Annotated in this window: 18 protein-coding genes; 8 read left to right on the top strand and 10 right to left on the bottom strand. The window is 74.7% G+C overall.

Translation table 11 applies throughout. From position 1 onward, the window contains the following. Nucleotides 1-1,690: 1,690 nt before the first annotated feature. Nucleotides 1,691-2,932 carry an acyltransferase family protein gene (locus tag ACH0BZ_RS05790; RefSeq protein ID WP_406897023.1) on the bottom strand — a complete coding sequence of 414 codons (1,242 nt, stop codon included), beginning with the start codon at nucleotides 2,930-2,932 and terminating at the stop codon, nucleotides 1,691-1,693. Nucleotides 2,933-3,039: 107 nt separating this feature from the next. Here ACH0BZ_RS05790 and ACH0BZ_RS05795 point away from each other — a divergent pair, with 107 nt between their 5' ends. Then, nucleotides 3,040-4,356, top strand: coding sequence for a DUF3068 domain-containing protein (locus ACH0BZ_RS05795; RefSeq protein WP_406897024.1), 1,317 nt, complete (start codon nucleotides 3,040-3,042; stop codon nucleotides 4,354-4,356). 105 nt (nucleotides 4,357-4,461) lie between these two features. Here the strand turns inward: ACH0BZ_RS05795 and ACH0BZ_RS05800 are convergent, their stop codons facing one another. Continuing rightward, on the bottom strand, nucleotides 4,462-5,697 hold the full coding sequence (locus ACH0BZ_RS05800) for a polysaccharide biosynthesis protein (RefSeq protein ID WP_406897025.1): 1,236 nt from the start codon (nucleotides 5,695-5,697) through the stop codon (nucleotides 4,462-4,464). Nucleotides 5,698-5,734: 37 nt separating this feature from the next. On the opposite strand from ACH0BZ_RS05800, the gene ACH0BZ_RS05805 reads away from it, so the two are divergent. Then, nucleotides 5,735-7,579: a hypothetical protein gene (locus ACH0BZ_RS05805; protein ID WP_406897026.1), complete on the top strand. Its 1,845-nt coding sequence runs from the start codon at nucleotides 5,735-5,737 to the stop codon at nucleotides 7,577-7,579. Here the strand turns inward: ACH0BZ_RS05805 and ACH0BZ_RS05810 are convergent. Beyond that, nucleotides 7,506-8,762: a glycosyltransferase family 4 protein gene (locus tag ACH0BZ_RS05810; RefSeq protein WP_406897027.1), complete on the bottom strand. Its 1,257-nt coding sequence runs from the start codon at nucleotides 8,760-8,762 to the stop codon at nucleotides 7,506-7,508. The genes ACH0BZ_RS05805 and ACH0BZ_RS05810 overlap by 74 nt on opposite strands. A gap of 99 nt (nucleotides 8,763-8,861) precedes the next feature. On the opposite strand from ACH0BZ_RS05810, the gene ACH0BZ_RS05815 reads away from it, so the two are divergent. The 4 genes from ACH0BZ_RS05815 to ACH0BZ_RS05830 all read left to right on the top strand — a co-directional run bounded on the left by ACH0BZ_RS05815 (nucleotide 8,862) and on the right by ACH0BZ_RS05830 (nucleotide 13,050). Beyond that, on the top strand, nucleotides 8,862-9,476 hold the full coding sequence (locus tag ACH0BZ_RS05815) for an RNA polymerase sigma factor (protein WP_406897028.1): 615 nt from the start codon (nucleotides 8,862-8,864) through the stop codon (nucleotides 9,474-9,476). Nucleotides 9,477-9,582: 106 nt separating this feature from the next. Then, nucleotides 9,583-10,665 (top strand): hypothetical protein, encoded by a 1,083-nt coding sequence (locus ACH0BZ_RS05820; RefSeq protein WP_406897029.1) that lies wholly within the window; start codon nucleotides 9,583-9,585, stop codon nucleotides 10,663-10,665. A gap of 31 nt (nucleotides 10,666-10,696) precedes the next feature. After that, entirely contained in the window at nucleotides 10,697-11,488 is a 792-nt protein-coding gene (locus ACH0BZ_RS05825; protein WP_406897030.1) for a class I SAM-dependent methyltransferase, read from the top strand. 89 nt (nucleotides 11,489-11,577) lie between these two features. After that, nucleotides 11,578-13,050, top strand: a complete 1,473-nt coding sequence (locus ACH0BZ_RS05830; RefSeq protein WP_406897031.1) for an aldehyde dehydrogenase — start codon at nucleotides 11,578-11,580, stop codon at nucleotides 13,048-13,050. 96 nt (nucleotides 13,051-13,146) lie between these two features. On the opposite strand, the gene ACH0BZ_RS05835 is transcribed toward ACH0BZ_RS05830, so the two are convergent. The 7 genes from ACH0BZ_RS05835 to ACH0BZ_RS05865 all read right to left on the bottom strand — a co-directional run bounded on the left by ACH0BZ_RS05835 (nucleotide 13,147) and on the right by ACH0BZ_RS05865 (nucleotide 20,672). Beyond that, nucleotides 13,147-13,809, bottom strand: coding sequence for a winged helix-turn-helix domain-containing protein (locus ACH0BZ_RS05835; protein ID WP_406897032.1), 663 nt, complete (start codon nucleotides 13,807-13,809; stop codon nucleotides 13,147-13,149). A gap of 60 nt (nucleotides 13,810-13,869) precedes the next feature. Then, nucleotides 13,870-15,447, bottom strand: coding sequence for an ATP-binding protein (locus tag ACH0BZ_RS05840; RefSeq protein ID WP_406897033.1), 1,578 nt, complete (start codon nucleotides 15,445-15,447; stop codon nucleotides 13,870-13,872). Further along, nucleotides 15,444-16,199 (bottom strand): hypothetical protein, encoded by a 756-nt coding sequence (locus tag ACH0BZ_RS05845; protein ID WP_406897035.1) that lies wholly within the window; start codon nucleotides 16,197-16,199, stop codon nucleotides 15,444-15,446. The genes ACH0BZ_RS05840 and ACH0BZ_RS05845 overlap by 4 nt, the downstream gene beginning before the upstream one ends. A gap of 189 nt (nucleotides 16,200-16,388) precedes the next feature. Continuing rightward, a complete protein-coding gene (locus ACH0BZ_RS05850; RefSeq protein ID WP_406897036.1) occupies nucleotides 16,389-18,215 on the bottom strand; it encodes a phosphoenolpyruvate carboxykinase (GTP) in 1,827 nt (608 codons plus the stop codon). A gap of 113 nt (nucleotides 18,216-18,328) precedes the next feature. Next, on the bottom strand, nucleotides 18,329-18,730 hold the full coding sequence (locus ACH0BZ_RS05855) for a DUF6802 family protein (RefSeq protein WP_406897037.1): 402 nt from the start codon (nucleotides 18,728-18,730) through the stop codon (nucleotides 18,329-18,331). Continuing rightward, entirely contained in the window at nucleotides 18,727-20,010 is a 1,284-nt protein-coding gene (locus tag ACH0BZ_RS05860; protein WP_406897038.1) for a hypothetical protein, read from the bottom strand. Before ACH0BZ_RS05860 ends, ACH0BZ_RS05855 begins: the two co-directional genes overlap by 4 nt. Beyond that, nucleotides 20,007-20,672 carry a hypothetical protein gene (locus ACH0BZ_RS05865; protein ID WP_406897039.1) on the bottom strand — a complete coding sequence of 222 codons (666 nt, stop codon included), beginning with the start codon at nucleotides 20,670-20,672 and terminating at the stop codon, nucleotides 20,007-20,009. The genes ACH0BZ_RS05860 and ACH0BZ_RS05865 overlap by 4 nt, the downstream gene beginning before the upstream one ends. 115 nt (nucleotides 20,673-20,787) lie before the next feature. Here ACH0BZ_RS05865 and trmB point away from each other — a divergent pair, with 115 nt between their 5' ends. Together trmB and ACH0BZ_RS05875 are read left to right on the top strand one after the other, a co-directional pair. Beyond that, the gene (trmB, locus tag ACH0BZ_RS05870; RefSeq protein ID WP_406897040.1) at nucleotides 20,788-21,555 is read left to right on the top strand and encodes a tRNA (guanosine(46)-N7)-methyltransferase TrmB; all 768 of its coding nucleotides are present in this window, start codon (nucleotides 20,788-20,790) and stop codon (nucleotides 21,553-21,555) included. A gap of 39 nt (nucleotides 21,556-21,594) precedes the next feature. Further along, nucleotides 21,595-22,263, top strand: coding sequence for an NYN domain-containing protein (locus ACH0BZ_RS05875; RefSeq protein WP_406897042.1), 669 nt, complete (start codon nucleotides 21,595-21,597; stop codon nucleotides 22,261-22,263). The last annotated feature ends 13 nt before the right edge of the window (nucleotides 22,264-22,276 follow it).

Raw genomic sequence — 22,276 nt, forward strand, 5'->3', positions numbered from 1 at the left:
TCGAGGTGTCCGACATCGGCTTGCGGGCCGGCGGCGAGGAGGTGCCACTGCGGCAGGACGTCATGCTGCCGCCGGCGCCCGAGGGCGGCCCCGCGCCGTCGGGCTGGCTCCTCACCCAGGGGCTGGGCGGACGCTCGGCCTGCGTCGGCGGGAGCGGCTGGGTCGACGGCCTGGCCGGCGCCCGGGAGGAGACAGGCGCCGTCCGCTGCGCCCCCGAGCTGGAGATCGGGGCCGAGGAGCCCGGCCGGTTCACCCGCCAGCTCGACGTGCCCGAGCCCGCCGCGGTGGCGCCCGAGCTGCTCGTGCGGCCGCGGGCCGGGGCGGCGCTCGAGCAGCTCCTCCGCGGCGACGAGGCCACCCGCGCCCGCCAGGTGCGCGCCGAGGGAGACGCTCTCGTGGACGACCCGCGGGGCGGGCCGTCCGCGGCGGTCGACGGCGACCGGTCCACGAGCTGGTACGCGCCCGACGTGCCGTCACCGACCCTGGACCTGCGGCTACCCCGCCACCACCTCATCGGTTCTCTACGCCTGTGGTGGCCGCGGGCGACGGCTCCGGCGGCCCCGCGGGTGGTGACCGTGGACACCGGGCTGCAGAGCACGCGCGTCGACCTGGACGCCCTCGAACGGCAGGAGGACGGCTCCGTGGTGGTGCCCCTCCCGCCCGACTACACCGACCGGGTGAGCGTGCGCCTCGACGCGACCGCCGACGTGCGCACCCCCTCCGGCTCGGCCGTGCCCGCCGGCCTCGCCGAGGCGTGGGTGCAGGACGCCGCGGGCGCCCGGATCGGTGCGCTGCCCGCCGCCAACGACGCCCTCGTGCGCGTGGGCTGCGACGACGGCCCCGTGGTGACGATCGACGGTCGGCCCGTCCGCACCAGCCTCACCACCACTCGACAGGAGCTGCTCGAGGACCGCGCGATCCCGGTCCGACCCTGCGACGACGCGCCGCTCGCGATGCCCTCCGGGGAGGTGGAGGTCTCGGTCGACCCGGGACCGGCCTTCTCGGTGGACACGGTGGGCCTCGTCGTCGTCGACCCGGGGGCCGGGAGCGGCGACCCCACGCCGCTCCTGGGCGGTGCCTCCCAGCCCACGCGCGGGGTCGCGACGGTGACGTGGGAGCAGTCGCGGCGGGAACTGCGCGTGCCGCCGTCGCCGCGCGAGCGGGTGCTCGTGGTCCCGGAGTCCGTCACGCCCGCGTGGCGGGCCCGGCTCGTGGCCGACGACGGCACGGAGGCGCCCGCGCCGCGGCCGGTGACGGTGGACGGCTGGAAGCAGGGCTGGGTGCTGCCGGCGTCCGACGCGGCCACGACGCTCGTGCTCACCGTCCCGCTCGACCGCCCCTACCGGGCCGCGCTGCTCACCGGCCCGGTCGCCCTGCTCGTGGTGCTGCTGCTCTTCCTCCTCCCGGGCCGGGACCGGGCGGGCGCGCGGGCGCGGGCGTGGCGCTCGCGCGGTGCGGTCGCGGCGGCGGCGACGGCCGCGGTGGCCGTGGCGGTGGCCGGTCCGACGGGGCTCGGGCTGTCCGTGGCGTCGCTCGCCCTCGCGTTGGCGGCGAGCCGCCGGTGGGGTGCCGGCCGGGCCCGTCGACTCCTCGTGGCGGGCGCGGGCGCCGGGATCGTCGTGGGGGCGGCCCTGCTCGCCCGGGCGCCGTGGCCGGACCCGCTCGGCTACGCCGGCGACGAGCTGGCCACTCAGGTGGCGACGGTGTCCGGGCTGGTGTGCGCGGGGCTGGCGGCGGGCTGGCCGGCCGGTACGCCGCGGCGCCACCCGGAGGCGCCGGGGGAGAAGGCTCGCCGCGACGGCTCCTCGACGAGTGCGTAGCTCACCGCCGCCACGACGGTCGAGACGGCCACGGTGACGAGCCAGATCGTGAACATCCGCCCGGAGAACATGGGGACAAAGGCGATCTGGAACGCGAAGTGCAGCACGAGCACGTGCCACAGGAACACCCCGTAGGACCAGCGGCCGAGCGTGCCGAGCGGCGCCGAGCCCAGGATGCGGAACCGCTGCCCCCGCGGCGCCAGCGCGACCGGCGCCAGCAGGCAGAACGCCACCACGGCGCCGAGGGCCGTGCGGGCCGCGAACTCCGGGCCGGACGGGTGGACGAACCCCTCGGTGAACCACTGCGGCATTGTGGTGGCGCCGAACGCCGCGGCCGCCGCGGCCCACCAACCCCAGCGCGCGTGCCGGTGCCGGGCCAGCGCGGCGACGCGCCCGGGCGGCGCCGCGGCCAGCTCGGCGAGGATCATCCCCGCGGCGAACCACGAGGCGAAGGCCGGGGGGAGGATGTGGTCGTTGAGCCCGTCGGGCAGGCCGAGGTCATGCCACGGCACCAACGCCCAGCCCAGGCTCATCACGCCGACGGCCGCGATCGCCGGGATCCGCCACCGTGCCCGCGGGCCGCGCAGCCCGGCCAGCGCCCACCACAGCAGCGGCAGGACCAGATAGAAGGCCATCTCCACGGACAGCGACCACGCGTGCGTGAGCCCCTCGACCAACGAGTCGGGCACGAAGACCTGGGTGAGGGTGAGGTTGGCCAGCCACACCTGCACGTCGGCGCGCGCGTTCTGCGGCAGCAGCAGGAACGCCGCCGCCACCAGCGCGAGGTAGGCGGGCATGATGCGGACGACCCGGGAGCGCAGGTAGGTGCGCGCGCCCCGGGCGGTGCCCGGGGCGCCGCGCCGCGCGTGCAGCGCGTGGGTACGCCACAACAGGAACCCGGAGAGTGCGAAGAACACGGCGACGGCGAGATCCATCCGGCCCCAGATCCGGTGGATCGCCGATCCCGTGGAGGATCCGGTCTGGAACGCGACGTGGGTGGTCAGCACGCCGTAGGCGGCCACGGCACGCAGGCCCTCGAGCGCGGGGACGAAGCCGCGCGCGGAGGGCAGAGTGCCGACGTGTCCGTCGGTGATGTCCGATGAGGTGTGCATCACTGTTAATCTTCTCCTGATCACGGTCCGGTGTGGCGACCGACCCGGGAAACGGACCCGGGCGGGGCGAACGGATCGGTAGAAGGTGAGACCAGGAGGAAGCGGCGATGGCAGGACAGAGCAGCACCACGGGGAGGAAGACGTCGCTACCGGCGATCATCCTCATCGGACTCGGTGCCTTCCTGATCACCTTGGCCCTGGCCCTGGTGTTCTTTGTGGTCCCCTCCCAGAAGAAGACCCCGCTGGACATCAACTCCACCACGGTGACCGAGACCGTCGACGGCACGGTGCTCGTCGGTCGGGCCCTTGCCTCCGGCACCCCGACCGACATGAACGCGGACAAGCCCGAGTGCCGGCCCGCCGGCGGCGAGGAGGGCGAGGGCGCTGAGGGCGAGGGCGCTGAGGGCGAGGCCGCTGAGGGCGAGGAGGGCGAGGGCGCCGAGGGTGGCGCCGCCGACGCGGAGATCCCCGTGAGCTGCTTTATCGACGCCGGCATCCCGATGTACTCGCAGCGCCGCGTGCAGGCCGTCGAGCCGTCGGACGGCGACGTCATCACCCTGCAGGCCGCCCAGTCGCTCATGCGCGAGGACATCGCCGGCTCGGACGGCGTCGAGGGCCTCATCAACGCCAGCGTCGACCGCATCACCCTGGACCGCGTCTCGTCCGAGCCCGTGGACGAGCCCACCTCCACACTGCAGATGACCACGACCGGCGACCCGGAGGCGGACGCGCCGACCGGCTTCGTCCGTGAGGGCCTGCAGTACAAGTTCCCGTTCGACGCGGAGCAGAAGGACTACGACTACTTCGACGCCAGCACCTTCACCACCAACCCGATCTCGTTCGTCGGCGAGACGGAGATCAAGGGCATCAAGGCGTACGAGTACCGCCAGGACCTCGGCCCGATCGACATGTGGTCCTCGATCCGTGACCACTTCTCGTCGATCTCCACCGGCTATGACCAGCGCGTCGAGTCGATCCTCGCCAGCTACCGTCGCGAGGGCCAGAAGGCCGGCGTCTGGGGCCTCGAGGGCGACCCGGAGCGCGACGTCGACATGCGCCGCTACTACACCAACACGCGCCAGATCTGGGTGAACCCCGAGACGGGCCAGATCATCGACGGCAAGGAGGACATCTTCCAGTTCTTCGCCCCGAGCCAGGAGGAGGCGGACGAGTTCTTCGCCGACAAGGCCGCGGTCGAGGAGGAGATCGCCAACCCGACCCGCACGGCCGTCCGCTTCCAGTCCGGCTGGAACGAGGAGACCCACGAGGCCACCGGCGCCGCCGCGCAGCAGACGCAGGACACGCTCAACACCTTCGGCCGCATCGTTCCGATCGTGCTCGGCGTGCTCGGTGTGCTCTCGCTGGTGATCGGCCTGGTTCTGGGGATGCGCGGCGGCCGAGGTGGCCGCACCGCCCGCGCCTGATCTCCGCGCCGCACGCACGCCGCACCCGCGCCCCCGGGGACCCGCAGACGAGCGGGTCCCCCGGGGGCGCGGTCGTGTGCGGGCACCGGGTGGGTGGCGCCGGCGTCAGGGCCGGCGGGCGCGAAAGGCGCGGAGCCCGGCGATGAGGGTGGTGAGGGCGACGACGACGAGGGTGGCGCCGAGGACGGCCGTCACCTCGCGGGGCGCCGCCCACACGGCCAGCGCGACGAGCGGCAGCCCGGCCCAGGCGATCCCCGCCTCGGCGGTCCGGTCGGCGGCGATGGTGGACAGCAGCAGCGCCTGCAGCACGCTGAGCGTCACGCCGAGCGCGGCGAACCCCCAGAGCAGGCCGGCGACGGGACGGTAGGCCTCGCCCACGACGGCCGGCACCAGCGGCGTGGCCAGGGCGGCGGCGGTCACCACGACCGCGCCGATCCCGAGCAGCACGCCGACTGCGGAGCGGAGCGCCCCGCGGTGCCCGGCGGGGTCGGCCATCCGCGGGTAGAGGACCGTCCCCACTGCCTGCGGCAGCCAGAACGCGGCCTTGGCGGCCACGGCGCCGAGCGCGTACCGGCCGGCGTCCTCGGGCGCGAGCAGTGTGCGGGCGAGCAGGAGGTCCACCGAGGTGAGCGCCATCATCGCGAGCTGGACCTGCCCGGCGGCGAGCACTGCCGCGACGCCCGGCGAGGACGGCCGGACCGCTCCCGGCGTGGCCCCGGCCCCGCCGCCCGGACCGGCCCCCGACCCGGCGGTGAGCGCGCGGGCGTACACCCACGCGAGCGCCACCCCGGCCGCGCCGGCGACGAGCGCGGCCCCGACCCCGCCCCCGGCGGCGAGGACCGCGACCGCCGGGACCACCTTCCCGAGCCCGGCCGCGGCGAGCACCACCGCGAGCGCCCGGAACCGCTCGGTGCCCTGGAGCAGGCCCTGCTCGGTGGCGAGGAGGCAGAGGACGGGGCCGGGGGCGAGCGCCGCCGCGGTCGCGGCCACGGGCGTGTCGAGCAGCGCGGACACCGGGGCCACGGCGAGCGCGGCCACCACTGCGACGAGCGCGGCGACGCGGGTGCCCAGGGCGCGCAGCGCGAGCAGTGGCACGCCGCGGACGCGTTCGCGGGCCACCACGGCCTGGAGCGCGAGCGAGGGCACGGCCACGAGCAGCTGCGCGGAGAGCAGCGCGGCGAAGGCGCCGTAGCCCTCCGGTCCGAGCCACCGCGAGGCGGGCAGGTGCAGCAGGTACGCGGCGATGTTGGCCAGGAGCGAGCCGAGCGTCACCGCCCCGGCCCCGGAGATCACGCGCCCGGTGGCGGACCCGCGCGCCGCCGGGCGGCTCTGATCTCCCACACCCGTAATCGTAGGGGTGCCGTGGTGGAATGAGCGCATGCGTCCCCCGTCCGCCGAGTCTCGTTACGCGGTGGGCGGCGCGGTGCTGCTGGACGCTGCGGCCGGTGCGGTCGTGGGGGCGTCGCTGCTGGCCGGCCTCGCGCGGCCCGGGTTCCCGCTGCTGCGCGACTGGGTGGCCACGCCGGCCCCGCCACTGTCGGATGCGGCGCTGGGCCTGGGCGAGTCGGCGGCCCGCGCCGTGCCCCAGGACGTGGCGGTGGCGTGGGCGTCCCGCGCGATGGGCGCCGTGGGCCTGCCGGTGTGGCCGCTGACGGGACTGCTCACCGCCCTGTTCTGCGTGTGGCTCGCGGTGGCGGCGGGCGCGCTCGTGCGGCGCGCGCTGCCGGCCGCGGCGGCCGGCGGCCCCGCGGCGGCGGCGCTGCGCCTGCCCGCGGTGGTCGGCGCGGTGTGGAATCCGTTCGTCGTGGAGCGCCTGCTCCAGGGGCACTGGTCGCTGCTCGCCGGCGCAGCCGCGGCGGTGACGCTGCCGGTGCTGCTGGCCCGCGCCCGGCCACGGGCGGCGGGGGCCTGCGCGGCGCTCGCGGCCGCCGGGCTCACCCCGACGGGCTGGCTGCTGGCGGTGGTGTCCGGGGCGGTGGCGCTCGCGTGCGCCGCGCCGGGGCGCCGGGCCCGGGTCGCGCTCGTCACGGTGGCGGCGGCGGTGGTCACCGCGCTGCCGTGGGTGCTGGCCACGGTGCTGGCGGGGCTGCCGACCGCGGCCGGCGAGACCGGGGTACGGGCCTTCGCGGCACGCGCCGAGCCGGGGGTCGGCACGCTCGGCGCGGTGGTCGGCCTGGGCGGCGTCTGGAACGCGGGCGCGGTCCCGCCGTCGCGGGCGACGTGGTGGGCGGCGGCCGCGACGGCGCTGCTGCTGGCCGTGTGGGCCCTCGCGGCGCCGGGCCTGTGGCGCGCGCGCCGCGAGCCGGTGGTGCGGGCGACGGTTCCCCTCGCCGTCGTCGTGTGGCTGGGCGTGGCCCTGGCCGCCACCGGCCCGGGCCTGGCGGCGCTCGACGCGGTGGTACGCGCCGTGCCGGCCGCGGGGCTGCTCCGGGACACCCAGAAACTCGTCGCGCTCGCGCTGCCGGCCACAGTGCTCGCCCTGGCCGTGGCGACCCGCGCCCTCGCGCGGTGGCTGCGTCCGGCGGGGGCCGCGGTCGCGGTGCTGGCGGTGGCGGTGGCCTCGGTGCCGGACGCGCCCACGGCCCTGTGGCGCGCCCTGCAGCCGGTCACCTACGGCCCGGGCTGGGCGCAGGTGTCCCGGATCGTCGCCGACGGCCCGCCCGGCGACGTCCTGGTCCTGCCCGCGGGGTCCTTCCGGTCGGTGCCCGGGTGGGCGGACGGCGCGCCGGTGCTCGACCCGGCGCCCCGGCTGCTCGACGCGCGCGTCCTCGTGTCCGGCGACCTCGTGGTGGGCGGCACGGCTGCGGGGGCCGGCGCTGTGGCGGGCGAGGGCGGCCGGGCCCGCGCGGCCACCGCGGCGCTGCTGCGCGGTGAGGACCCGCGGGTCCTCGCCGACGCGGGGGTCCGGTGGGTGCTCGACGAGCGCGCCTCGGCCGGGCCGCGGGGACAGGCCTCCCGGACGCTGGGGGCGACGACGACGAGGTACACCGACGCCGAGCTCGCCCTGCACGAGCTGCCCGGCCCCGTCGCGCAGATCCCGGGCGCGGACCCGGGTGCCCGGGCGGCCGTCCTCGCGGTGCACGCGGTGTGGCTGCTCGCGGGGGGCGCGGCGGCGGTCGCGGCGGCGAGGCCGGGCGTCGCCGGCGCCGTCAGGACCCGGCGGGAACGGCCGGGCCGGTCGGATCAGCGGGACCCGCGGGGTCGGCGGGCCGCGCGCCGCTGACGACGCCGCGCACGCGCCGCCCGTCGCGAACCGCCTCGAGGACGTGGGTCATCGCGGCGCCGGTCACCGCCCACGAGAGCCCGGCGGCCTTGGCGCGCGCGGCCTCACCCAGGCGGTGGCGCAGACCGGTCTCGTCGAGCAGGCGGTCCGCGGCGGCGGTCATGGCGGGTAGGTCGTCGACGAGCAGGCCCGTCTCGCCGTCGTCGATCGAGTCCCGAAGCCCCACCGCGTGGTGGTAGCCGACCGTCGGCACGCCGTGCTGGGCGGCCTCGGACACCGCGAGCCCCCACCCCTCCTTGCGCGAGGGCATGAGGTGGGCCCACGCGCCGGCGAGGATCCGGTGCTTGGTGGCCTCGTCGACGTGACCGTGGAACAGCACGGCGCCGCCGGGCCGGTCGGGGCCGTCGGGCCCCACCAGGCCCAGGTCCGCGGCGTGTTCGCGTAGCCGGTCGGACCACCAACCGCTGCCGATCACGTCCAGCACGAGTCCGGGGTGCCGCTCCCGCAGGGCCGCCACCACCTCGAGCGCGTCCTCGACGTGCTTGTGCGGCACCAGGCGGGAGAGCACCACGAGCCGCGGCGCGTCGGTGCGGGTGGCAGGGCCGCCCGCGCCGACGCCCTCGGGCAGCGGGTCCAGGCCGCCCCGCACCACCGCGATCCGCGCCGGGTCCACGCCGAGCCCGGCGAGCTCGTCGGCCGAGGGCAGCGACACGGTGACGTACTGGCTGCGCGCGTGCAGGCGCGGGGAGAGCCACGACTCGATCCACCAGCCGATCCGCGCGACCAGCCGGCCGGCGACGGGCCACTGCTCGCGGTGGATGTGGTGGACCAGCAGCACAACGGGTGCGCGGGTGGCGAGGCGGGAGAAGAAGGGCACACCGTTCTGGGTGTCGACGACCACGTCCGGCCTGCGCAGGCCGCCGAGCGGTCCGAGGCCGACCCGGCCCAACAGCATCGCGGCCAGGGCGCGGGGATAGACGGTGAAGCGGCCGCCACCGCGGCTGAACCGCACGCCCTCGTCGTCGACCACGGTGCGGGCGGCGCCCGCGGACCGGGACGTGCGGTACACGACCGTGTGGCCCGCGGCGGCGAGGCCGGCGGCGACGTGCTCGAGGTAGCGTTCGCTGCCGCCGCCCTGCGGGTGGGTGCTGTCTCGCCAGCACAGCAGCAGGATTCGGGCCACGGCGGACACTGTACGCAGTGGTGTTCGGGTGTTTGTGTCCGGCCCGGACCGTAGAATCCCTGATAGTCGTCCTGTTGTTCTCGGCCAAAGGGGGTCCGCGTGTCTTCAGCGGACCCCGACGCCGCACGGAGCCGGTGGGGCGAGGATCGACCCCGGCCCGTCGCCGGGCTCACGGACGAGGTGGTCGCGGCCGCCGTGGCAGGCGACTCCCGGGCGATCGGCGTCCTGTTCGAGGTGCTCAACCCCCGCCTGACCCGCTACCTGGGCCTCATGGTGGGGCGCGACGCCGAGGACGTCTCCTCCGACACCTGGGTCGAGGTCATGCGGAGCCTGCCGCGCTACGTGGGCGGTGCGGACACGATCGGCGCGTGGGTGGTGGGCATCGGCCGCAACCGTGCGCTCACCCATTTCCGGCGGGCGAGGTCGCGGCCGCAGGCGGTGGCCGACACGGCGGTGTTCGCCGAGGTCCTGGCCTCGGACTCCGACACCTACTCGTCGGTGGAGGAGGCCATGGGAACCGCGGAGGCGCTCGCCCGTATCGCGTCGCTGCCCAAGGAGCAGGCCGAGGCCGTGTTCCTGCGGTCGGTGGTGGGCCTGGACGCGGTGAGTACCGCCGACGTGTTGGGTAAGAAGCCGGGCGCCGTCCGCACCGCGTGTCACCGTGGCCTCAAGAAGCTGGAGAAGCAGCTCGACGACGAGGGGAGGGGACGATGAGGGCCCACCGTCGTGTCGTTGACCTGCACGGACGGACGTTCCACGTGATCGTCCCCGCGACGGGTAACAACTTTCAGACGCTAGGCACTGGAGAGTCGTGAGAGGCATGTTCTCGCCCCGAGGGGGCGACCGATTCGAGCAGATGCTCGACGGCGGAGACGCGGCGGGTTCCCCGCTGGGCGATCTGCTGGCCTCCGCACGCGCCGGTCTTCCGGCCGCCGACGGGATGGCCGTGATCGCGGCGTCCACGGCGGCCGGGGCGGGCGCAGCCGCCGCTACGGCGGGGCAGGGCGTGGGCCCGGCCTCGGCGGCAGGGGCGGCGGGAACCGGTGCCGGCGGCGCGGGCGTGAGCTCCGCGGCGTTGGTGGTGGGCGGCCTGGTGGCCACCACCGCGATCGTCGGCGGGGTCGTGATCGGCCTTTCCGGCGACGACGGGGGCGAGCCCCCCGTGACCGGTTCCACCGCGGCGACAGCGACGTCCGGGACCACGGACGCCGATTCCAGCGGAACCCCCCAGTCCGCGTCGACCGCGGATGATCCCGCTCCGGGAGAATCCAGCACCCCGCCCGCGACGGGAGGTGGGGCGTCCGAGGACATCGGTGCCCCGCCTCCCGGCGCGCGCGACATCCCCGCCGCGCCCGGCCGCCCCGGCCCGGCGATCGACCTCCCCGGCCTCGCGGTGCTGCCCGCGGTCCCGCCGCCGGCCGCGCCCGCTCTGCCGCCGCTCCCGCCGGTCCTGCCGGTGCTCCCGATCCTGCCGATGCTCCCGATCCCGCCGGGCGGGACCACCACGACGGCCACGTCCACCACGGCGACGTCCACCACGGCGACGCCCACCACGGTGACGCCCACCACCGCGACCGACACCCCGCCCTCCAGCTCCGTCACGGTGACCACCAGCGGCGCCTCGCCCGTACCGCCCACCTCGACGACCTCGGTGACCGCGACCCTGACCTCGACCGCGACGCCGACCTCCACGCTGAGCTCGACCTCGACGGCCGACCCGACCACCACCACGACCCGGACCCACCCCGGCGGCGGTTGCGGGACCACCAAGGAGCCCGGGGACAACTGCGGCAACAACGGCGGCGGCAACGGCGGCGGCCCGGGCCGGCCATCGGACCCGCCGTCCGCCACGCCCTCGACCCCGTCCAGCAGCGTCCCGACGAGGGTGCCCACCGGCGACTGACGCCCGCCGCGACGCCGGTATCGTTCCCGCCGTGATCCCACCCGACGCCCTGCGCACGGCCGCCGGACGCGCCACGCTCCGGCGGTCGCTCGATCTCCTGCGCTCCTTCCCGCAGGAACAGGCCGACCCCGACGCCTTCTACTCGGGCCTCGCGCGCGACACCGTCACCCTGGTCGGCGACCTGTGGGCCGACTCCGGCGACCGGCCCGCCGACCCGGCGGCCGCCCGGCTGGCGGGGCTGACGGTCCTCGACGTGGGCGGCGGGCCCGGCTACTTCTCCGAGGCCTACGCGGCCGAGGGGGCGCACTACGTCTCGGTCGAACCCGACGTCGGCGAGATGGCGGCCGCCGGCATCGCCCAGACGGGCTCGGTCCGCGGCAGCGGGATGGCCCTGCCGATCCGGACCGACGCGGTGGACGTGTGCATCTCCAGCAACGTGGCCGAGCACGTGCCGGAGCCCTGGACGATGGCCGAGGAGATGCTCCGGGTGACGCGCCCCGGCGGCCTCGTCGTCGTCTCCTACACCCTCTGGTACGGACCCTTCGGCGGCCACGAGATGGGCCTGACGCACTATCTCGGCGGCGAGCGGGCCCGGCGGATGTACGAGCGGCGCCACGGGCACCCGCCCAAGAACGTGTACGGCGAGTCGCTGTTCGAGGTGGGCTGCGCCGAGGGGCTGCGGTGGGCGCGGGCGACGCCCAACGGCGAACTGCTCGCGGCGTTCCCCCGGTACCACCCGCGGTGGGCGTGGTGGCTCGTGCGGACGCCACTGATCCGGGAGGTCCTGGTCTCGAACCTCGTCCTGGTGATGCGCTCACGGTGACGGGGCGCCTCGTCTAGTCTGGGGCCACGGTGATCGAGAACACGTTCTCGTTTTGCCCCGCACCTGTCCCCATCACACGGAGGTCCCCCGTGGTCGTCGTCCATGACAAGCTCTTCTCCGGTACCCGCTGGACCGATCCCACCAGCACCGAGGTCCTCGAGGTCACGTCCCCGGCCACCCGCGCCGTGGTGGGCCGGGTCGCGCTGACGACGGGCGAGGACGTCGACGCCATGGTCATGCAGGCCCGCGAGTCGTTCGAATCGGGCGTCTGGCGCAACACCCCGCCGGCCGAGCGCGGCGCGCTCATCGGCCGCGTGGCCGACATGCTCGAGGAGCGCCAGGCCGAGGTCTGCCAGATCCTCTCCGACGAGATGGGCGCCCCGCCGGCCACCGCCGCGATGATCCAGGTGACGCCCTCGCTCGGCGTCCTGCGCTTCTACGCCGGGCTCTCCGGGGAGTACCCCTGGACCGAGGTCCGCCACGGCGACTACGGGCCGTCGTTCATCACCCGTCAGCCGGTCGGCGTGGTCGCCGCCGTCACCGCCTGGAACGTCCCCCTCTACCTCAACTCCGCCAAGCTCGGCCCGGCCCTGCTCTCGGGCAGCTCCGTGGTGCTCAAGCCGTCCTCGGAGACCCCGCTCTCCGCCCTGTGGCTCGCCGACCTCTTCCGCGAGGCCGGCCTGCCCGAGGGCGTCCTGTCCGTGGTCACCGGCCCCAGCTCGGCCGGCGACCGCCTGGTCTCCCACCCGGAGGTCGACAAGATCTCCTTCACCGGCTCCACCGGCGTCGGCAGGCACATCGCCGGCATCGCCGCACAGAACCTCACCCGCTGCTCGCTCGAGCTCGGCGGCAAGAGCGCGGCGATCGTCCTCGAGGACGCCGACGTCGCCGGCACCGCCGGCAGCATGGTCTTCTCGGCCCTGATGAACTCCGGCCAGGCCTGCGTCTCGCAGAACCGCATCCTCGCGCCGCGCTCGCGCTACGACGAGGTGGTCAAGGCGCTCGTCGACACCATCTCCCTCATGCCCGTCGGCGACCCGGCCGACGAGGGCACCGTCTTCGGCCCGCTGGCCAACCACAAGCAGCAGGCCTCGGTGAAGGAGTACATCCGCAAGGGCGTCGAGGAGGGCGCGACCATCGCCTACGGTGGCGGCGACGTCGAGGGGCTGCCCGCCGAGGTCGCCGACGGCGCCTTTGTCCAGCCCACCGTCTTCACCGACGTCGACAACTCCATGACCATCGCCCAGGAGGAGATCTTCGGTCCCGTCATCCAGGTGATCGCCTACGACTCGGTCGACGAGGCCGTGCAGATCGCCAACGACTCCGAGTTCGGCCTCGCCGGCGCCGTCTACTCCACCGACCCGGACGCCGCCCTCGCCGTGGCGCAGCGCGTGCGTACCGGCACCGTGGGCATCAACTGGTACGCCTTCGACCCGTCCGCCCCGTTCGGCGGGTTCAAGAACTCGGGCCTCGGCCGCGAGAACGGGACCGAGGGCCTGGACGCGTACTGCGAGCTCCAGAGCGTCCTGATGCCGTTCGGCTGGGAGCCCTCCGAGGGCTGATCCCACCGCGTGTAGAGCGCCCCCGGGAGGTCGTTGCACTCCCGGGGGCGCTGCCGTCCCCACGCGTCGCCGGGGCTCCGTCACGCCCCCGGTGGGTCACTCCACCCGGTAGCCGACTCCGCGGACCGTCTGGACCTTGTTCTCGCCGATCTTCCGCCGGAGCGAGCGGATGTACACGTTGACGATGTTGGAGCCGGGGTCGAAGTCCATGCCCCACACGCTCTCGAGGAGCTGCTCGCGGCTGATCGTCTCGCCCTTGTTGCGCAGCAGCATCTCGAGGAGTGAGTACTCGCGGTTCGTGAGCTCCTGGATCCGGCCGTCCACCTCGACGCGGCGGGTACGGATGTCGAGGCGCATGCCGCCGTGCTCGATGATGCCGGGGGCCTCGGTGGCCTCGTGCTCGCGCAGGCGCAGGCGGATCCGGGCGAGCAGCTCGGGGACCCGGAACGGCTTGACCATGTGGTCGTTGGCGCCGGAATCCAAGCCCTCGACGGTGTTCGCGACGCTGTCACGGGCGGTGAGGATGATCACCGGGGCGGAGAAGCCGCGGTCCCTCTCCTCGCGGAGCAGCTCCAGCCCGTCGACGTCGGGCAGCCCGATGTCGAGGAGCATGAGGTCGATGTCGGAGATCGTGGCCAGGATCGACCGGGCGGTGGCCCCGTCCACCGCCTCGAGCGCCGCGTAGCCCGCGCCGGTCAGTGCCTTGACCAGAACCGAACGGATCAGATCGTCGTCCTCGACGATCAGGATGCTCGTCATGTGTGCCTCCTTCTCCGGAAAGCGAGTATTCCACGAGTCCGGACGTCGGGGAGGAGGGCCTCAGGCCGTGTTCCGGCTCTCGCCGGAACCGGGCGCCTCGGAGGGGCCGCCGGGGGCGTCGTCCGACACTGGTGCCGGGACAAAGGGGATCACGATGCAGAAGTCCGCGCCACCGCCGGCGAGGTTGTAGGCGAAGGCCCGCCCCTCGTGCGCCCGGGCGATGGTGGCAACGATCGCCAGGCCGAGCCCGGTGCCCCCGCGGCCGTCGCGGAGCTGACCGCGCGCGGTGTGGAAGCGCTGGAAGATGCTCTCCTCCTCGCCCTCGGGGATGCCCGGCCCCTGGTCCCGTACGCACCACACGATCCGGCGCCCGTCCTCCTCGCCGGCCGGCGTGGGCGGCACCTCACCGGACGCGTGGCCGACGGGGATCGTCGGCTCCCCGGGCTCGGCGATCCTGCAGCCGATCTCGATCCGGTCTCCGGGCCGGGTGAACCGGACCGCGTTGGAGCAGAACTGCAGGAGCGCCTGGGTGATCCGGTGTGGGTCCAGCAGCGCCTCACCCTCCGCGTACGGGAGCACGGTCCAGTCGCGGTCGGCGACCACCTCGATCTTGGCCTCGACGTCGATGACGAGGGTGCTGAGGTCGGTGGGGGTGGGGCGGAGGAAGTCCGGCCGGTCGGCGCGGGCGAGGGTGAGCAGGTCCTCGACGATCCGGGTCATCCGCGAGAGCTCGTCCTGCACGATGCGCATGTTCTCGGCGCGTTCGTCCGGGTCGTCGGGGAGCAGGTCGAGGTTGCCCTGCACCACGGTGAGCGGCGTGCGGAGCTCGTGCCCGGCGTCGTCGAGGAACTCGCGCTGCGTGCTGTACGCGTCCTCGACGCGCTCGAGCATCGCGTTGACGGTCTCGGCGAGGGCGACGATCTCGTCCGGGCCGTCGTCGGGCACCCGCCGGGACAGGTCGTCCGCGGAGATCGTGTCCGCGGCCTCGCGGATACGACGCACGGGCTCGAGCATGCGGCCGGCGAGGAACCACGCCATGAACGCGGTGAGCAGGAGACCGCCGGCGCTGGTGATCATGAGGAGCCGGGCCACTCGGGAGGCGTCCTCGCGCTCGTTCGAGTGGTTGATGGCGACGACGAGGTTCGCGCTTCCGTGGGGGCCCTCGGCGGTGATCTTGCGCCAGTGGATCGTGGCGTCGACTACTCCGGAGCCCTCCCGGGCGTCGTCGAGGCCGATCGCCTGGAGATCGGACCGCATCTCGGCAGGGTAGAAGGCGTCGTCGCGGACGTCGTAGCGGGAGAGCGTGTACTGGGTGCCGGACTCCGTGGCGGTGCCCACGAGGAGGACCTCCGCCTCCGGGTACTGCTGCGCCAGGTACGCGCGCACGAGGAGCTCCGGGGTGGGGGTGAGGTCGCCGTTCGAGGGGATGACGCCGGTCGAGAAGAAGGTGGTGAAGTCGTCCGTCTCGCGTCCGAGGCGGGAGTCGATGGCGCGGTTCGCGGTGAGCGTGAGCAGCTGGATGGCGATGAGCACCACCACGGTCAGGACGACCGCCGCCGTGAGCGTGATCCCCGCCGTGATGCGCAGTCTCGCCGAGGACCACCACCGGATCGACCGGGGTGGGAGAGAGGCCGTCACCGTGGGGAGGCGGCGGGCTCGTCGGCGTCGCCGGTGGCCACGACGGTGGGACGGGCGGCGTCGGCGGGAGTCGACTGTTCCGGGGTGACGACGAGCGGGCTGATCGGAGCGGATTCACGGCCGTTGTCCGCGGACGGGCCCGTCCGGCCGGCGTGGTCTGGCGGGCCCTGCGTGTCGGCGTGGTCCGGCGGGCCCTGCGTGTCGGCGTGGTCCGGCGGGCCCTGCGTGTCGGCGTGGTCCGGCCGGCCGGTCTCGCCCGCGTTCTCGGGGCGGCCCCGGTTGCCGTTGCCGCGGACGTCGGTGGCGGCCATGGCGTCGGCAGGGCTCGGAAGGGAGTGCTGCGGCGGGGCCTTGGCCGGCGGCCGGGACGAGGGGGAGTCGTCCTGTGCGTCGGTGCCGGTGCCGGTGCCGGCTCGGGCGGGGGCCGGGGGGACGGGGACGACGGGGCCCTCGACGTCGGGGATGACGGGCGCCGACTCGGGGGCAACCTCGTGGAGCGGGCCGTGCACCCCGATGACGATACCGGGGTGGAAGACGAGCGGCTCGGGTGCCTGGTGGACGGTGAGGAACGGGCGCTTGCCCTCGATCGCGTGCTCGTCGTCGGCGGAGTCGGAGGTGACGCCGAGCGCGGGCGGCGTGGGGGCCGGGACGGCCTCGTCCCGGGGCTGGTCGGTGATGACGGCGGCCGCCGCGAGGCCGAGTCCGCCGAGGGCCAGTGGCACAGTCAGCAGAGCCAGCGTGGTGGCCTTCATGGCACCCCCCTGGTGTTCGCCCGCCCGGGTCCGATCGCCGCCGTCCCCCTCACATGGTCGCCCGGGAACGGCTCCGGGCACCAACTATTGATGGTTTGCGGTCGTCACTTCGTTACAGCCGAGACGGCGAACGGGCCGCGTCCCCTGGGGAACGCGGCCCGGTGGGCCAGGTGGCGGGTGGACCGCCGGTCAGCCGAGGCGCTCCTTGAGGGCCGCGAACTGCTCGTGCACCTCGGCGGGCACCTTGGGGCCGCAGAACTCGAGCCACTCGGCGATGAGCGGCAGCTCGCGCCGCCACTCCTCCGGGTCGATGTGCAGGGCCTCCTCGACGTCCTCGATCGAGGTGTCGAGGCCGGTGAGGTCGATGTCTGCCGCGCGGGCGGTGATGCCGGCGATGGTCTCGTCGCCCTCGACGCGACCCTCGATGCGGTCCACGATCCACTTGAGGACGCGGCTGTTCTCGCCGAAGCCCGGCCACAGGAACCGGCCGTCGGCGCCCTTGCGGAACCAGTTGACGAGGAAGATCTTGGGCATCTTGTCGCCGCCACGGGCGCCCATGTCGACCCAGTGCTGGAAGTAGTCGCCCACGTTGTAGCCCATGAACGGCAGCATGGCCATGGGGTCGCGGCGGACGGCGCCGACCTTGCCCTCGGCGGCGGCGGTCTGCCCGGAGGACAGGGTGGCGCCAATGTACACGCCGTGGTTCCAGGAGTGGGCCTCGCTCACCAGCGGGACGGTGTCCGCGCGGCGGCCGCCGAACAGGATCGCCGAGATCGGCACGCCCTCGGGGGAGTTGAACTCCGGCGCGGTGACGGGGCACTGGTCGATCGGCACGCAGTAGCGCGAGTTGGGGTGCGCGGCGTTACCGGCACCGCCGTCGCCCTCGGGCGTCCAGTCGTTGCCCAGCCAGTCGATGAGGTGGTCCGGGGTCTCCTCGAGGCCCTCCCACCACACGTCCTTGTCGTCCGTGAGGGCGACGTTGGTGTAGATAGTGTTGCCCGCCTCCAGGGTCTTCATGGCGTTGGGGTTGGAGGCGTAGTTGGTGCCGGGGGCCACGCCGAAGAACCCGAACTCGGGGTTGACGGCGTAGAGGCGGCCGTCCTTGCCGAAGCGCATCCACGCGATGTCGTCGCCCACGACCTCGGCGCGCCAGCCCTCGATGGTGGGCTGGATCATGGCGAGGTTGGTCTTACCGCAGGCGGAGGGGAAGGCGGCCGCGATGTAGTAGGCCTTGTCCTCGGGCGAGATGAGCTTGAGGATCAGCATGTGCTCGGCGAGCCAGCCCTCGTCGTGGGCCATCGCCGAGGCGATCCGCAGCGCGTAGCACTTCTTGCCCAGCAGGGCGTTGCCGCCGTAGCCGGAGCCGTATGACCAGATCTCGCGGGTCTCGGGGAAGTGGGTGATGTACTTCTCCTCGTTGCACGGCCACGCGACGTCGGGCTCGCCGGGCTCGAGGGGGGCGCCCACCGAATGCAGGCCCTTGACGTACGGGCCGTCCGAGCCGATCTTCTCGAGGGCGGCGGTGCCCATGCGCGTCATGATCTTCATGGAGACCACCACGTACGCCGAGTCGGTGAGCTCGATGCCGAGCTTGGGGTCCTCCGCGTCGAGCGGGCCCATACAGAACGGCACGACGTACATCGTGCGGCCCCGCATGCAGCCGCGGTAGAGGTCGGTCATCATGGACCGCATCTCCGCGGGGTCGCGCCAGTTGTTGGTGGGGCCGGCACCCTCCTCGGTCTCCGTGCAGATGAAGGTGCGCGACTCGACGCGCGCGACGTCCTTCGGATCCGACTGGGCGAGGAACGAGTTGGGCTTCTTGGCGTCGTCGAGCCGGACGAAGGTGCCCTGCTCCACCATCTCCGCGGAGAGTCGGTCCCACTCCGCGTCGGAGCCGTCGGCAAAGACGACCCGGTCCGGCTGGGTGAGTTCGGCGACCTCGGCGATCCAGGAGAGCATTTCCGCGTGATCGGTGGGCGCCTCACCCTCGAGGCCGGGAATGGTGGTGGTTGGCATCACAGCTCCTCGCGCGTGGGGCAGGGGTACGGGGTCAAGCCTATCGTCATCCGGCGGGGCCTGTCGGCGTCCCGTCCCCGATCGACCGGCCGGTGTGAGGAATGCCTCAGGTTCTAGATGTGGCCGTGGTCGGTCCGCTCCCACCGGGCGGGGGTGGGGGTCGACGTGGAGGGCTCGTTGGTGAACCCGCCGAAGGGCACCCCTGCGATGGGGTTGGTGAGGCGCCACGAGTCGTAGCTGCCGTCGAAGCGGACGGTGGAGACGTGGTCGACGGTGCCGTCGCCGTCGACGTCGGTGTAGACGGTGAGGCCGCGGACGTCCTGGAGGGTCACGGCCTCCATGAATCCGTCGCCGTCGAGGTCGGCCTCGGGCGAGCCGAGGTCCAACACGCCGCCGGCGACGGGCACGTGCAGCCCGAGTGAGTCGGGGGCGGCGAGGTGGGCGCCCTCGAGGCCGCACACGTCGGGGCTTTCCGCGTGGTGGGGGGAGTCGGGGCCGAAGAGGGGATCGGTCATGGTTCGTGGCTCCCTGGTGACGTGGTGGCGCCGAGGCGGTGGCGACGGATGCGGCGTTCGAGGTCGGCGACCCTGGGCCCGGGATCGTGGACGAAGCCGTCCGTGATGGTCGACTCCGCCGCCAGGACGCGGGCACCCAGTGAGTGCTCGGCCTCGGCGCGGATCCCGGCGAGCCGGTCCGTCACCACCGCGATCATATGGCCCCGGAGCGTCTGTGTGCGGCGTACCTCGACCGTGGTCCAGCCGAGGGCGATGCCGGCGAGTAGCGCGAGCGGAACGAGGAGCGCGTCCAGGACGGGGAGGTCGGCGAGTGGCGCGAGGATCATCCGGCCCACGCCGGTGCCGCCGGCCGCGCCCATCACCAGCACGAGCGCCTCCTCGGCGCGGTGGCGGGGCGCCGGGCCGGGCCGGATCGCGCCCGACGGCGCGGGGACCCGCGGCGTGGTGGGCGCAGCCGCGCCGAGGTGCCGGGCCACAAGGGTGTCGGTGCGGGCGTCGATGCGGGCGATCGCTCCGGCCACGGCGGCGTCGGCGTCGTCGGACAGGCCGCGGACCAGCTGCGCCAGCTCACCCCGCGGCGCCGCGCCGAGCTCCTCGCGGGCCCGGCCGCCGAGGTCGCGCAGGGCTCGGTGGAGGTCCTGGACCGCCTCGATCCGCAGGGCCTGCACGTCCTGGCGCAGCGCCTGCGAGCGTGAGGTGATGGCCTCGGTCCGCCGGGCGAGTAGCCAGTCCACGGTCGCCTGCGGGGCGGGTCGGGCGCCGGACGTCGCCCCGGACGTCGCCCCGGTCGTCGCGCCGATCGGGGAGGCGGCGGGGGTCGGTCCGGGCGCGGCGGCCGGCCGCGCCGACAGGGCGGCGAGCGCGTCGAGCAGTGCGGCCCCGGCGCCGGGAGAGGCCTCATCCACGACGTGCAGCGGGGCGCGCACGCCCGCGTCGGCGAGGCGGCGGGTGGTGACATCGACCGTCTCGGCCAGCGCGTCCGGTGCGCACGAGCCCGCCCGGCCCGCGAGGGCCACGAGGAGCGGGAGGCGGGCGGCGACGCCCCGGGCCACCTCGAGGTCGTCGGGTCGGATGGGGCACACGGCGTCGACGACGAGGACCGCGACGTCCGGGCCGTCCTCCGGTCGGGCGTTTGTGAGGACCCGCAAGCCGTCGCCGGCGGCCCCCGTCAGTGCCCCGGCCACGACGGGCACCGCCGAGTCCCGCGGCCCGAGCACCGCGACGGTGCGCACCCGTGTTGCCGTGTCCGCCGCCGTGTCCGCCGCCGGTGTGTCCGTCACGACCGGTCCGTCCCGTCGAGCGCGCAGAGCGCGGCCTCGGCGAGGTCGCCGATGCCGTCCCGGACGGCCAGCCGCTCGAGCTCGGCGGCGAGCCGAGCCACGCGGACGGTGCCGAGGTCGTCGAGGGCGCGCTCCACGAAGGCGACCACGGCGTCGACCGAACGGTCGCCCGGCCGGCGTGCGTCGAGCCGGTGCAGGCCGGAGGCCCAGCCGGGCGGGTCGGAGCCCTCGACCCCGGTGGCCACCGTGAGCAGCGGGTGCGCGCGCGGCCGGCGCAGCCAGGCCTCCTCGTGGCGGCACGGCGCGGTGCGCAGGCACAGGATCTCGACATCCGGTGGGGTCCCGACCCGGTCACCGGCCGCGACGAGCACGTCGACGTCGTCGACCTCCGCGCGCCACCCCCGGCGCTCCCGGAGTGCGGCGGCCAGCGTGCGGCGCCCGGATCCCAGGCCGCCCCGGATCCGGAGGTCGAGCGGGGCGTCCACCCGGGCGAGCGCGACGGTGAGCGCCCCGAGCCCGGCGGGGTCGAGGTCCGAGCAGTCGCGGGCGGTGCCGACGAGGCGGCGGACCCGGGCCACCGGATCGGGCCCCGGCGGCGGTGCGGCGGGGCCCGACGACGCCGCGGCGGGCGGCGGGGTGGTGGCGTGGGTCACTGCGGGCACGCGGTCATCGTCACCCGCCCCGGCCCCGGCGGCAAGGCCTTCCCTCCGGGCGGTGCGACGACCGCCACGCCGCCTGGATTCGGAGCCCGGCGGTGACCTGCGGGATGATGTCCGGGTGAACCAGAGCGAGCAGAGCGCCGAGAGCGCCGACGAGACCGCCGCCGGGCAGGTGCCCGCGGCGACCGCCGACGACGACGCCCGCCTGTTCCCGCGCGTCACCGCCTACCGGTTCCGCCGCGGGACCCTGCGGCCGGGCCAGCAGCGCAACTGGGAGGAGCACTGGGAGACCTACGGCCGCAACGTGGCCGACGAGGTCGTGGACCAGCAGGCCTGGTTCGGGCGGACGGCCCCCCTCATCGTGGAGATCGGCTCCGGCACCGGGACCTCGACGGCGGCGATGGCGGCGGCCGAGCCCGACGTCGACGTGATCGCCGTGGAGGTCTACCAGCCGGGGCTCGCCCAGCTGCTCGGGATGATCCTGCGCGAGGGACTGCCCAACATCCGGATGATCCGCGGCGACGGGGTGGACGTGCTCACCAACATGATCGCGCCGGAGAGCCTGACCGGCGTCCGCGTGTTCTTCCCGGACCCCTGGCCCAAGGCCCGCCACCACAAGCGGCGGCTCCTGCAGTCCGGGACCTTCGCGCTCATCGCCTCGCGACTGGCGCCCGGCGGTGTGCTGCACGTGGCCACCGACCACGCCGACTACGCCGAGTGGATCGCGGAGACGGGCGACGCCGAGCCCGCGCTCGAGCGGCTCGATGCCGCGGCGGCGCCCGGCACAGTACCGTTCAGTCTGGAACGACCCGTGACGAAGTTCGAGGGCAAGGGCCTGCGGGAGGAACGCGCCATCACCGAGTTCCTCTGGCGTCGCCGCGCCTGAGCTGCACGAGAACTCCCACCGACGAGGACCGAGGCACCGATGACCCCACGCGACGGACACCACCCGGACCCCACGGGTGACGAGGCGGCCGAGCCCGGCCTCGTCCTGCTGGTCTGGGACGCGCCCAACCTCGACATGGGCCTGGGGTCGATCCTCGGGGGCCGCCCCACCGCGGCCTACCGCCCGCGCTTCGACGCCCTCGGCCGCTGGCTGCTCGGCTACACCGCCGACCTGTCGCGGCGGACGGACGACACCCTCGAGGCCGAGGCCTCCGTCTTCACCAACATCGTCCCCGGCACCTCCGAGAACGTCCGCCCGTGGGTCGAGGCGCTGCGCAACGTCGGCTTCGCCGTCTTTGCCAAGCCCAAGACCAGCGACGACTCCGACGTCGACGACGACATGCTCGAGCACATCGACCGTCGCGCCGAGTCGGGCCGCCTCGCCGGAGTCGTGGTGGCCTCCGCCGACGGGCAGGCGTTCCGGGAGCCGCTCGAGGAGCTGGCCGAGGACGTGCCCGTCACCGTCCTAGGCTTCCGCGAGCACGCCACCTGGGCCGTGCAGCACGAGACGATCGCGTTCCTCGACCTCGAGGAGATCCCCGGCGTCTTCCGGGAGCCCCTGCCCCGCATCAGCCTCGACAACCTGCCCGACGAGGGCGCCTGGCTGCAGCCTCTCCGGCCGCTGTCCGCGCTGCTCACCTCGCGCTAGGAGACCCCACCCT

This window comes from Dietzia sp. 179-F 9C3 NHS (assembly GCF_045369825.1).
In the GTDB taxonomy this organism is placed as follows: domain Bacteria; phylum Actinomycetota; class Actinomycetes; order Mycobacteriales; family Mycobacteriaceae; genus Dietzia.